The 12,492-nt window shown below is 65.3% G+C and carries 11 protein-coding genes; 8 read left to right on the forward strand and 3 right to left on the reverse strand.

Annotated features, from left to right (window positions below; all coding sequences use genetic code 11):
• Positions 1–16: 16 nt before the first annotated feature.
• Complete coding sequence (locus tag AC07FD_RS36675) at positions 17–904, reverse strand: MurR/RpiR family transcriptional regulator (protein ID WP_478353798.1); 888 nt, start codon at positions 902–904, stop codon at positions 17–19.
• A 125-nt stretch (positions 905–1,029) separates the two neighbouring features.
• On the opposite strand from AC07FD_RS36675, the gene AC07FD_RS36680 reads away from it, so the two are divergent.
• From AC07FD_RS36680 to AC07FD_RS36715, 8 genes are all read left to right on the forward strand, one after another.
• Positions 1,030–2,214, forward strand: coding sequence for a Gfo/Idh/MocA family protein (locus AC07FD_RS36680; RefSeq protein WP_478353799.1), 1,185 nt, complete (start codon positions 1,030–1,032; stop codon positions 2,212–2,214).
• Positions 2,215–2,308: 94 nt separating this feature from the next.
• Positions 2,309–3,295 carry a L,D-transpeptidase gene (locus tag AC07FD_RS36685; RefSeq protein ID WP_478353800.1) on the forward strand — a complete coding sequence of 329 codons (987 nt, stop codon included), beginning with the start codon at positions 2,309–2,311 and terminating at the stop codon, positions 3,293–3,295.
• A gap of 344 nt (positions 3,296–3,639) precedes the next feature.
• On the forward strand, positions 3,640–4,524 hold the full coding sequence (locus AC07FD_RS36690) for a helix-turn-helix domain-containing protein (protein ID WP_478353801.1): 885 nt from the start codon (positions 3,640–3,642) through the stop codon (positions 4,522–4,524).
• Positions 4,525–4,773: 249 nt separating this feature from the next.
• Entirely contained in the window at positions 4,774–5,850 is a 1,077-nt protein-coding gene (locus tag AC07FD_RS36695) for an ABC transporter substrate-binding protein (protein ID WP_478353802.1), read from the forward strand.
• A 146-nt stretch (positions 5,851–5,996) separates the two neighbouring features.
• Entirely contained in the window at positions 5,997–6,818 is an 822-nt protein-coding gene (locus AC07FD_RS36700) for an ATP-binding cassette domain-containing protein (RefSeq protein ID WP_477413165.1), read from the forward strand.
• Positions 6,815–8,068, forward strand: coding sequence for a sugar ABC transporter permease (locus AC07FD_RS36705; RefSeq protein WP_478353803.1), 1,254 nt, complete (start codon positions 6,815–6,817; stop codon positions 8,066–8,068). The genes AC07FD_RS36700 and AC07FD_RS36705 overlap by 4 nt, the downstream gene beginning before the upstream one ends.
• A gap of 22 nt (positions 8,069–8,090) precedes the next feature.
• The gene (locus AC07FD_RS36710) at positions 8,091–8,816 is read left to right on the forward strand and encodes an SDR family oxidoreductase (RefSeq protein WP_478353804.1); all 726 of its coding nucleotides are present in this window, start codon (positions 8,091–8,093) and stop codon (positions 8,814–8,816) included.
• A gap of 142 nt (positions 8,817–8,958) precedes the next feature.
• On the forward strand, positions 8,959–10,560 hold the full coding sequence (locus tag AC07FD_RS36715) for an FGGY-family carbohydrate kinase (protein WP_478353805.1): 1,602 nt from the start codon (positions 8,959–8,961) through the stop codon (positions 10,558–10,560).
• A gap of 85 nt (positions 10,561–10,645) precedes the next feature.
• Here the strand turns inward: AC07FD_RS36715 and AC07FD_RS36720 are convergent, their stop codons facing one another.
• Together AC07FD_RS36720 and dinB are read right to left on the reverse strand one after the other, a co-directional pair.
• Positions 10,646–10,987 carry a hypothetical protein gene (locus tag AC07FD_RS36720; RefSeq protein WP_478353806.1) on the reverse strand — a complete coding sequence of 114 codons (342 nt, stop codon included), beginning with the start codon at positions 10,985–10,987 and terminating at the stop codon, positions 10,646–10,648.
• Positions 10,988–11,114: 127 nt separating this feature from the next.
• Positions 11,115–12,362 carry a DNA polymerase IV gene (gene dinB / locus AC07FD_RS36725; protein ID WP_478353807.1) on the reverse strand — a complete coding sequence of 416 codons (1,248 nt, stop codon included), beginning with the start codon at positions 12,360–12,362 and terminating at the stop codon, positions 11,115–11,117.
• Positions 12,363–12,492: the final 130 nt, after the last annotated feature.

The raw sequence follows: 12,492 nt of genomic DNA on the forward strand, positions 1-12,492 counted from the left end.
TTGTGCCAGCAGCGCCTCATTGGCCGCGGCGCGCGACGACTGCGTGGACCAGCGCCATGCCGACGGCCAGCGACGCTGCCAGCGAGCGGAAGCCGGCAAAGTCGGATTCGACCACCTCCAGCCAGGTGTCCGACAGCCGGATCAGCGGGCTGAAGGTGCTGTCGGTGATGGTGACGATGCCGGCCTCGCGCTCATGCGCCACAGCGACGAGGTCGGGCGTGATCGAATTGTAGGGGCTGAAGGACACCGCCAGAACGGCGTCCTGCCTGCCGATGCAGCCGACCTGGTCGAGCGCGGTGGAGCCGACATTGTCGACCAGCACGTTGCGCACGCCCTGCTGCGAGAGCGTCAGCGACAGATAGGTGGTGACGGGGAAGGCGCGCTTGGAGCCGATGACATAGATCAGGTCGGCGGCCGCCAGCAGCGTCACCATCTTCTCGAAACTCCCGATGTCGAAACCGCTCTCGACGCGGCCAAGCGAGGCCTGCGAGGCGCCGACCATGCCGTGCAGGAAATGCAGATCGGCGTTGGGTTCGCTCCGCTGCTCGCCGCGTCCGTCCGGCCACGACCCTTTGATATGGTCCTTGAACAGGCCCTGGAAATCGGAAAAGCCGGCATAGCCAAAGATCTGGGCGAAGCGCACCAGCGTCGAGGGCTGCACGCCGGCCTGTGCCGCCACCTGCGCGATAGTGCCGAGCGCGACGTCGCTCGGATGTTGCCACAGGAAGATGGCGACCTGACGCAGCCGCTTGGGGAAATGCACGGTGCCGGACGACAGCACCGCGCGCAACTCCTCATAGGTCTGCGGCTGGATGTAGCCGAGTGCCGCCAGCGAGCGTCCGCGTTTGCGCGTCGCCGCTTCGTCGGCAACGGATCGTCCCGATGTTTTGCCTGCCCCACTCATGATTTCAGGCTAGCGCGGCACGATCGTTTTACAATATGGAAATTGGAAATCGTGTTCGAAAGCTCTGGCGATGTCTTAGGCTTACAAGCCGTCAGAAGTCGCCTGTCCGGAGGAGTTTGAAAATCATGGTCTATGCAACATCGGACGGCTCGACACGCCAACGCTTGCAGGTCGGCATGGTTGGTGGCGGCCGCAATGCCTTCATCGGCGCCGTGCACCGGCTGGCCATGCGGCTCGACGACCAGATCGTTCTGGTCGCCGGGGCGCTGTCCTCCGACCCGGAGAACGCCGCCGCATCGGCCGCCGAGATCGGTATCGCGCCGGAGCGCAGCTATGCCGATTATCGCGTGATGGCGCAGGCCGAAGCCGCGCGACCGGACGGCATCGAGGCCGTCGTCATCGTCACGCCAAACCATCTGCATGCACCAATCGCGACAGCCTTCCTCGACGCCGGCATCGACGTGATCTGCGACAAGCCGCTGTCGACGACGCTGGCCGACGCCGAAGCGCTGGTGGCGCTCGCGCGGTCGAAGAAACGCCGCTTCGTCGTCACTCTCAACAACACCGGCTACGCCATGGTCCGCCAGGCGCGCGAGATGGTGGCGGCAGGCGAACTCGGGCGCATCGTGTCGGTGCATGGCGCCTACATACAGGACTGGCTGACCAGGCCGATCGACGCCGAAGGCCAGAAGCAGGCGGAGTGGCGCACCGACCCGGCGCGCGCTGGGCAGTCGGCGGTGCTGGCCGATATCGGCGTGCATGCCTTCAATCTGGCAAGCTACATCTCGGGCTGTGAGGCCGAGGCGGTTTCGGCCGACCTGTTCACCGCGGTGCCGGGGCGCCGGCTCGACGACAATGCCCATGTGCTGGTGCGCTGGACCGGCGGAGCGCGCGGCACAATCCTGGCCAGCCAGACATCGCCCGGCCACTACAATGATTTGTCCGTGCGCATCTATGGCGACAGAGCCGGGCTGGAATGGTCGGGCGCGCGGCCGGAGGAACTGCGCTTCTCCATCTACGGCGAGGAAAGCCGCACGTTGGTGCGCGGCGGCCATGGCTCAACGCAAGAGAGCCGGCGGGTGTCGCGCATGCCGGCGGCGCATCCTGAAGGTTACATCGAGGCCTTCGCCAATTTCTACCGCGACGCCGCCGATATCATTCGCGCGCATCGCTCGGGCGCGGCGGTCGATCCGGCCCGGGCGGCGCAAGTGCCTGACGTCGTCGACGGCGCGCGCGGCGTAAAGTTCGTCGCGGCGGCGGTGGAGTCGAATGCGGCTGGTGGAGCGTGGACGCAAGCCCGGTTCGGGTGAGAGCGAGGCGCGACCCGATCCGCCCAAACATGACCGCTTCTATCCGGGCAGGAAAGCCTCTAGACTGACGGCTGGTCATGACGAGGGGGGCGGCATGGGTCTCGACAGACGGCATCTGGTGCTTGGCGCCGGCCTGTTGACGTTGTTGCCGGCGGCGCGAAGCTTCGCCGCCGAGACGCTTCAGGACATCAAGGATCTCAAGCCCGGCGAATTCACCTGGCATCCGGAACGCCAGAAGAAGGGGCCGGTCGCTATCATCGTCTCCTTGCCGCAGCAACGCGTGCATGTCTATCGCAACGGCTTGCGCATAGCCGTCTCGACCTGTTCGTCCGGCAAGCCCGGGCATGAGACGCCGACCGGCATCTTCGTCATTCTCCAAAAGGACAAGGACCACAAGTCGAGCACCTACAATGATGCGCCGATGCCGAACATGAACCGGCTGACATGGTCGGGCATCGCGCTGCATGCCGGCAATCTGCCGGGCTATCCGGCCTCGCATGGCTGCGTGCGGCTGCCGCTCGCCTTTTCCAGCAATCTGTTCGGCATCACCCATATCGGCACGCCGGTCATCATTTCGGGCGCTCGCGGCGACCCGGCCGAACTGACCAATCCCGGAATGGTGCTGGGTGGCTACGTGGCCGGGCAGTTCCAGAACGTTGTCGCTTCCAAGGACGGCCACAAGCGCGCCGCCGATTGGGTCGAGCCGGAGGATTTCCCGGTCACCTCGATCATCGCCTCGTCGGGCGACAAGCAGATCATGCTGATCGAGAACGGCGTGGTCGTCGCGCAGGCGCCATTGACCATCACCGGTTCCGGCGGGCTTGGCAGCCATGTGCTGACCTTGCAGGTGGCGGGAGCCGCCAATGACTGGCAATGGGTCGACATCAGCCGCAGCGCCAGTTCCGGCTCGTTCTTCAACAATGAGCAGGACATGCTCAAGCGGCTCAGCACGCAAAAGAGCTTCCTCGACGCCATGCAGGCGAGGATGCATCCGGGCATGGTGATGGTGCTCACCGATGCGCCGCTGCATCCCGACAGCCGCTCCGGCCAGGACTTCGTCGTCATGTCGGCGACGGACTGAGGAGGTTTCCGCTTACGGCGGTCGCGCACGAGGGCGGCTTTGACCCAGCTTGCGTGGCTTGATCCGAGGCGGATGGCTGGGAGGGCAGGTTCAACAGGGGCAGTTGCTTCAGCCTGAACCGTGCGCGTTGCCGTCAGCGGTGCTGATCCCATCCTGCCCGAATATTGCCTTTCCGTGTCCTATCCCGGTTAAAAAAGTATCATCCGTCGCCCTGAATCGTGGTGGCGCCTGCTGTCATGAGCCGGTAGCGTGGTCTCGAAATGCAGAGCCGAAACCAATTCGGCCGGTTTAGGGAATGTGGGCCGAACGCGGCAACGATCCGTGCCGGCCCGGAGGAGACGGACATGGAACCGGACCTGGAAGTTGTCCAGATACGACGCGGTGAGTCCTTCAAGGCGTGGTCGCATGGCTACCCCTTCCACACAGTGCGTTGGCATTTCCATCCCGAATATGAACTGCATCAGGTGATCTTCACCAACGGCCGCTATTTCGTCGGCGACTTCATCGGCGAGTTCGAGCCGGGCAATCTGGTGCTGACCGGACCCAACCTGCCGCATAACTGGGTCAGCGATATCCCGAAGGACAGCTCCATTCCGCTGCGCGGCCGTATCATCCAGTTTTCCGAAAGCTTCATTGGCGACGCCATGCAGGTGCTGCCGGAACTGGCGGGGCTCGGCCCACTGCTGGAGGCGTCGCGGCGCGGCGTGCTGTTTTCCAGCCGCACCAGCAAGGAGCTGGCGCCGCTGATGGAAGAGATGATGCAGGCGCAAGGCGTGCGCCGCATCGAGCTGTTCATGATGATTTCAGGTCTGCTCAGCCGGGCCCATGAGTTCCAGCTGCTCGCCAGCGCCAGCTACCGGCCCGATCCCTCGGGCTACATGACCGCCGGCATGAACAAGGCGTTGGCTTACATCCGTGAAAACCTGACGCAGCTGTTCGACGAGACGGATCTGGCGGCCATTGCCGGCCAGTCGACCGGCGCCTTCTCACGCTCGTTTCGCCGCCACACCGGCATGTCGCTGGTGCAATATGTCAAGCGGCTGCGCATCAACCTCGCCTGCCAGATCCTGATGAGCGACGAGCAGGCCTCGATCACCGACATCTGCTACGAGGTCGGCTTCAACAATCTGTCCAATTTCAACCGGCAGTTCCTGGCGGAGAAGGGCATGCCGCCCTCACGTTTCAGGCGCCTGCTGGCCGACAATATCAACGCGGGAAAAGCCGCTTAACGGAGGAGCCAGGGAGGAACCAAGGGAGGAACCACATTTTTCGCCTGACAACGTGGCCCGCATAACGCGGTCCGCGACGGAGAGCGCTTGTCCTAGAAATCCTTCGTCAGCGGAGGATGTCGGCGCGGCCAAGAGGCCGGTGTCGGGCCCTGGTTCCCAATTGCAGATGGGGCGAGGGCGGAGGCGTGTCTTCACAACAAAGCAGTCAACGACCTTCTTACAACCATATCCAGAAACGGAGAAGACCGAATGACCCGATTTTCATCTTCATTGAAGTCCGCCGGCATGGCAGCAATTGCGCTGTCGCTGCTGGCCGGCACCGCCGCGATCGCAAGGGCCGCCGAGGTCACCGACGCCACCGTCGCCTTCCTGATGCCCGACCAGGCCTCGACCCGCTACGAACAGCACGACTATCCCGGCTTCGCCGCCGAGATGAAGAAGCTGTGCCCGGGCTGCAAGGTGCTCTACCAGAACGCCGATGCCGACGCCTCGCGCCAGCAGCAGCAGTTCAACTCGGTGATCTCGCAGGGCGCCAAGGCGATCGTGCTCGATCCCGTGGACTCGACCGCCGCCGCCTCTTTGGTCAAACTGGCGCAGAGCCAGGGCATCAAGGTCATCGCCTATGACCGGCCGATCCCGACCGCGCCGGCTGACTTCTATGTCTCGTTCAACAATGAAGGCATCGGCAAGGCGATCGCGGACTCGCTGGTCGCGCATCTGAAGGCGCTGAAGGTCGACCCGGCCACCGGCGGCGTGCTGCAGATCAACGGCTCGCCGACCGACGCGGCGGCAGGCCTGATCAAGAAGGGCATCCATGAAGGCCTCGACAACAGCGGCTACCAGATCCTGGCCGAATACGACACGCCGGAATGGGCGCCGCCGAAGGCGCAGCAATGGGCCGGCGGCCAGATCACCCGCTTCGGGCCCAAGATCCTCGGCGTCGTCGCCGCCAATGACGGCACCGGTGGTGGCGCCATCGCGGCCTTCAAGGCAGCCGGCGTCGATCCGGTGCCGCCGGTGACCGGCAACGACGCGACGATCGCCGCCTTGCAGCTGATCATCGCCGGCGACCAGTACAACACCATCTCCAAGCCGAGCGAGATCGTGGCCGCGGCCGCCGCCAACGTCGCCATCAAGCTGCTTTCGGGCGAGACGCCGAAGGCCGAGATGACGCTGTATGATACGCCATCGCAGCTGTTCACGCCGGCGGTGGTGACGCAGGAAAACCTGAAGGCCGAGATCATCGACAAGAAGATCAACACCGCGGCCGAACTCTGCGTCGATCGTTACGCGGAAGGCTGCAAGAAGCTGGGCATCGGGGGCTGACCGCGACCCTTGCCCGCTCCGCTGCCTGGCCGAACAATAGGTTGGAGCCCCACCCCGAATGCATCGGGGTGGGACAGGCTCCGGCGGCGGCCAGGCAGCGCTCACCCGCTTTTTGAACCGGTCCTTTCTTGAAAGGTATTCCAGGCATGATCGATACCCCGGACGAACCGGTTCCGACAGGCGAGCTGGTGCTCAGCCTGCGCGGCATTTCGAAGAATTTCGGTGCCGTTTCGGCACTCACCGACATCGATCTCGATGTCCACGCCGGCGAGGTGGTGGCGCTGGTTGGCGACAACGGCGCCGGCAAGTCGACGCTGGTCAAGATCCTCGCCGGCGTGCATCAGCCAAGCTCAGGCACCATCAGCTATCGCGGCAAGCAGGTGACGCTGGCCGACCCGAGTGCGGCGCTCACGCTCGGCATCGCCACCGTGTTCCAGGACCTGGCGCTGTGCGAGAACCTCGACATCGTCGCCAACATCTTCCTCGGCCGCGAACTCAACCCGCTGCGGCTGGACGAGGTGGCGATGGAGGTGCGCGCCTGGACGCTGCTCAACGAGCTGTCGGCGCGCATCCCCAGTGTGCGCGAAGTGGTCGCGTCGCTGTCGGGCGGCCAGCGCCAGACGGTGGCGATCGCCCGCTCGCTGCTGCTCGAACCCAAGCTGATCCTGCTCGACGAGCCGACGGCGGCGCTTGGCGTCGCGCAGACGGCGGAAGTGCTCAACCTGATCGAGCGGGTTCGCGACCGCGGCCTCGGCGTCGTCATCATCAGCCACAACATGGAAGACGTGCGCGCCGTTGCCGACCGCATCGTCGTGCTGCGGCTTGGCCGCAACAACGGCATCTTCACCCCGGACGCCTCGAACCAGGAGCTGGTCAGCGCCATCACCGGCGCGTCGAACAATTCGGTGTCGCGACGCGCCGAGCGTCGGCAAGCGCGGCAGGATCAAACCCAGGAGCCACGCCCATGAGCCGTCAAGTGGAACAGGCAGCTCCGCCGCAGCTCGACCGCGCCGACGTGCGCGTCAAGCACGAGGCCGGCTTGAGCGGCAGCATCCGCGCTTTCTTCGACCGCGTGCGCTCGGGCGATCTCGGCTCGCTGCCGGTCATCGTCGGGCTGGTCATCATCTGGACCGTGTTCGCCAGCATCAATCCGATCTTCCTGTCGAGCAGCAACCTGGTCAATCTGCTGTTCGATTCCTCCACCGTCGGCGTCATTGCGCTCGGCATTGTCTGCGTTTTGATGGTCGGCGAGATCGACCTGTCGGTCGGCTCGATCAGCGGCTTTGCCTCGGCGCTGGTCGGCACGCTGTGGGTCAGCCAGGGCTGGCCGGTGGCGCTCGCCATCCTGGCCGCGGTCGCCGTCGGCGGCTTCATCGGCGCGCTTTACGCGCTGCTGTTCAACCGGCTCGGCATGCCGAGCTTCGTCTCGACGCTGGCCGGCCTGCTCGCGGTGCTCGGCCTGCAGCTCTACATCCTTGGCTCCACCGGCTCGATCAACCTGCCTTACGGCTCGAACCTGGTGAATTTCGGCCAGCTTCTGGTGATGCCGAAATTCGTGTCGTTCGGGCTGGCGGCTGTGCCCGGCATCGTCATGCTGATCACCGGCCTGCGCACCGTTGCGCGCCGCCGCGCCGCCAACCTGTCGGCACCCTCGACCGGCGGCATCGTCACGCGGGCGGTGGCGATCACGGTCGTGCTCGAACTCATCGTCTTCTATCTCAACCAGGCGCGCGGCATTCCGTGGATGTTCGGCCTGTTCGTCGGCCTGGTCATAGCCATGCATTATGCGCTGACGCGGACGAAATGGGGCCGCTCGATGTCGGCGGTCGGCGGCAACCGCGAGGCGGCTCGGCGCGCCGGCATCAATGTGCGGCTGATCTATTCCAGCGCCTTCGTGCTGTGCTCGATGCTGGCTGCTTTCGGCGGCGTGCTGTCGGCGGCCCGGCTTGCCTCGGCCAGCCAGCAGGCCGGCACCGGCGACGTCAATCTCAACGCCATTGCGGCGGCCGTCATCGGCGGCACCAGCCTGTTCGGCGGCCGCGGCAGCGCTTATTCGGCATTGCTCGGCATCATCGTCATCCAGTCGATCGCCAGCGGCTTGACGCTGCTCGATCTGTCCTCGTCGCTTCGGTACATGATCACAGGCGCCGTGCTGGCCATCGCAGTCATCGTCGACTCGCTGGCCCGCCGTTCGCGTGTTTCCCATGGCCGGGCCTGAACCCATCAACAGGAAGAGAGATATGACTCAACTGTCCGGAAAAGTTGCGGCCGTCACCGGGGCGGCGTCGGGGATCGGACTCGAATGCGCAAGATACATGCTGGCGGCTGGCGCCAGCGTGGTGCTGGTCGACCGCGCCGAGGCGACGCTGAACAGCCTGTGCGCCGAACTCGGCCCCAACGCGATCCCGCTGGTGATCGATTTGATGCAGCCATCAAGCGTTGCCACCATGATGCCGAAGATCCTGGAAAAGGCTGGGCAGCTCGACATCTTCCATGCCAATGCCGGCGCCTATGTCGGTGGCGAGGTGCTGACCGGCGATCCCGACGCGTGGGACCGCATGCTCAATCTCAATATCAACGCCGTGTTCCGTTCGATCCACGCGGTGCTGCCGCATATGGTCGAACGCAAGACCGGCGACATCATCGTCACCAGTTCGATCGCCGGGCTGGTTCCGGTGGTCTGGGAGCCGATCTACACGGCCTCCAAGCACGCCGTTCAGGCCTTCGTCCACACAGTGCGCCGGCAGGTTGCCAAACACGGCCTGCGCGTCGGCGCGGTGGCGCCGGGCCCGGTGGTGACCGCGCTGGTCGATGATTGGCCAAAGGCCAAGCTCGAGGAAGAGCTCGCCGCCGGCGGCCTGATGCAGCCGCGCGAGGTCGCCGAGGCGGTGATGTTCATGCTGACCCGGCCGCGCAACGTGACGATCCGGGATCTGGTGATCCTGCCGCAGAGCAATGATTTGTGAGTGAGTAGCGAATAGGGAGCAGCGAATAGGGAATACGGAGTCGTGATGGGATAGGAATCTGGTTTCCAACCGAGAATCAATGACTTACCTATTCGCTATTCGCTATTCGCTATTCGCTATTCGCTAAACCGAAGGTTCCCCCATGCTCCACTATCTCGGCATCGACGTCGGCACCGGCAGCGCGCGGGCCGGGGTGTTCGACCAGGTGGGAAACCTGCTGGCGTCGGCCAAGCAGGACATCGAGGTCTGGCGCGAGGCCGGCGACATCGTCGAGCAGTCGAGCAACGACATCTGGCGGGCGGTGTGCATTGCCACTCGCACTGCAGTCGCCGAGGCTGGCATAGCGCCCGAGGCGATCGCCGGCATCGGCTTCGACGCCACCTGTTCGCTGGTGGTGCTGGGCGAGGGCGGTGTGCCGTTGCCGGTCGGCCCGTCCAACAATCCCGAACGCAACGTCATCGTCTGGATGGATCACCGCGCGATCGAGCAGACGCGCCGCATCAACCGCAGCGGCGCGGCGGTGCTGAGCTATGTCGGCGGTGTCATCTCGCCGGAGATGGAGACGCCAAAACTCTTGTGGCTGGCGGAAAACATGCCCGCCACCTTCAACGCGGCCTGGCAGTTCCTGGACCTCGCCGATTTCCTGACCTGGCGGGCGACGGGCAGCCTTGCCCGCTCGGTCTGCACCGTGACCTGCAAATGGACTTATCTGGCGCATGAGAGCCGCTGGGACGAGACCTATTTCCGCAAGATCGGCCTCGGCAGCCTGGCCGACGAGGCGTTCGCGCGCATCGGCACCGAGATCGTGCCGGCGGGAGCGTCGCTCGGCGGCGGACTGACCGCGCAGGCGGCAGCGGACCTTGGCCTTGTCCCCGGCACCGCGGTGGCGGCCGGGCTGATCGATGCGCATGCCGGCGGCGTCGGCACGGTCGGCGCACGCGGCGATTTCGGCAGCGTTCTGTCGCGTATGGCCTATGTTTTCGGCACCTCGGCCTGCACCCTGTCATCGACCGCCGAGCCGGCTTTCGTTGATGGTGTCTGGGGTCCGTATTTCTCGGCCATGGTGCCTGGCCTGTGGCTGAACGAGGGCGGCCAATCGGCGGCCGGTGCGGCCATCGACCATCTGGTGCGCATGCATCCGGCGGCCGGCGAAGCGGCGGCCAAGGCGCAGGTCGAGGGGCTCAGCCTCAGCGCCTGGCTCTCGCTGCAGGCGCAAAGCCGTGGGGGTGCCGCGGCGACGCCGGCACTGGTTGGCGATATCCATGTCGTGCCGGAATTTCTCGGCAACCGCGCGCCGTTCGCCGACCCGGATGCGCGCGCGCTGATTGCCGGGCTCGATCTCGACACCAGCCACGACAGCCTGGTCGGGCTTTATGTCGCCGGCGTCTGCGGGCTGGGCTACGGCGCGCGCCAGATCGTGCGGGCCGAGCATGACAAGGGCATCCCTATCGACACCATCGTCGTCAGCGGCGGCGCCGGGCAAAGCCCGCTGGTGCGCCAGCTGCTGGCCGACACGACAGGCATGGTGGTGGTGGCGTCGACCTCGCCGGAGCCGGTGCTGCTCGGCTCGGCGATGCTGGGCGCGGTCGCCGCCGGCTCCTATAAGGACCTGGTGACGGCCATGGCGGGCATGTCGGAACTCGGCGAGGTCTATCATCCCAACGCTTCGCTGGCCGGCTGGCACGCCAAGCGTTTCGCGGCGTTCGAGCTGTTGCAGCAGGCCGGCAAGGCGATCAGGGGCTGAAGCGGTCGGCCACAAGGATGGCGTTGTCAGGAGCGTGGCGGAACTGCAGAGGAACACACGTGCGCCGAGGCTGTCTGTCGTGGTCTCATTGAACGGACTGGATGAGCCATAGGAGAGCCAGAAGGTTGGCGAGCGATGTGCCGGCCGGGCCGAAGGTTTTCATCCGATCATCGATCGTGGCGCCTATGACCGCATCCCCAGCCTGCACAAGGATCATTATCCAGGCGATGGCTTCAAGCCATTCCGTCGAACCGGTAAAAAATGGCACGGCGCTCGCGACCACCAAAGCCACGCTGCGTGCACAACCGTAGAAAGCTATTGTCCGGGCGTTGCCGGTTTCGTTCATGGCGGCAGCCAAGGAGAAACCGAGACTGACGACCGCGCTGAGAGCTGTGACTGACGCGCAAACGATGAAGGCTGTGAACATCGCATTCCATGGCTTGTGGCCGCTACACCTTACTCGAATAGCCAGGGCCTGAAATCAAGTCACTCTTTGCCGCTACCAGTTACAACTTGCGCGGTCACCTGCAGGACACGAATGGCTTCGGCCGCACTCACAGCTCCTTTTCCGCCAACTCCCTGAATTCGTCGGGTACCGAGCGCGCCGCCTCCAGCGCCACGGTGCCGTAGCCGACAGCCTGTTTGCCGAAGCGCTCGCGGATCTTGTCGATGGCGCGGTCGGCGCCGAAGCGGGCCAGACCTTTTCGGGTGCCGGGACGGCGCTTCTCATCGCCGAGGCCGAGCGGCAGTTCGAGTTGCAACTCGGCACTTTCCTCGAGATGCGAGACCGAGATCGCCAGAAGCGAGATCGTCTTCTCGTAAGGGTGGTCGGCAAGCGCGCCGCGCACTAGGTCGCCAGCGATCTCGGCCAGCATCGCAGTCGCCGCGATCGGCTGGTCAAGCGTGATCGAACGCGTGACGGCGCTGAGATCGGCGAAGCGCACGCGCACCGTCACCGTGCGGCCGGGCCTTGCCTTGGCGCGCAGCCGGCTGGCGACGCGGTCGGCTAGATGCAGCAAAGTGGGCACGATGACCCGTGCAATGGCGGGCTTCTGGCCGAGCGCCGATTGCGCGCCGGCCGAGTGCGCCCGGCGCTTCGTCTCCAGTTTGCGCGGGTCGCGGTTCCATGACAGCGCCGACAGCTTTTCGCTGGCGGCGGGACCGAGCAGCCGCGTCAGCGCGCCGCTGTGCGTCCTGGCCAACTGGCCGATGGTCTCGATGCCGATTTCGGCCAGCCGCGCCTTCGTCGCCGGGCCGACGCCCCACATCAGCCCGACCGGCAGGTCGTGCAGGAAGGCGATCTCGGTGCTGGGTTCGACCACCACCAGCCCGTCGGGCTTGGCGACCTGCGAGGCGATCTTGGCCAGATGCTTGGTGCGCGCCACGCCGATCGAGATCGGCAGGCCGAGCTCGGCCCGGACGCGGCGGCGGATGGTCGTGGCGATCTCTTGCGGGGACCCGAACAGGTGTGTGCAGCCGGCGACATCGGCAAAGGCCTCGTCGATGGAGATGCGCTCGACCACGGGCGTGAAGTCGTCGAGCACTTTGATCGCGGCGTCGCCCAGGCGCTGGTAGTCGCTGAAATTGCCGCCGACGAAGATCAACTGCGGGCAGAGTTCGCGCGCCTTGCGCCCCGGCATGCCGCCGCGCACGCCGAAGGCGCGGGCTTCATAGGAGGCTGCGAGCACCACGCCGCCGCCCACCGCTATAGGTTTGCCGCGCAGGGACGGATCGAGCAACTGCTCGACCGAGGCATAGAAGGCGTCGAGGTCGGCATGCAGGATGGTGGCTGTCGTTTCCATCCCGACCGCACATCCGCAGTTGCTGATAGATCGGAACATATAGAGAACAAAGCGCGCACGACTGTCAAGCAGAATGTCGGCGCACGGTGCTATCAGCTGCGTTCTTCAGCACAAATTGCTCAGGCGACGT

The organism is Mesorhizobium waitakense (genome assembly GCF_056431085.1).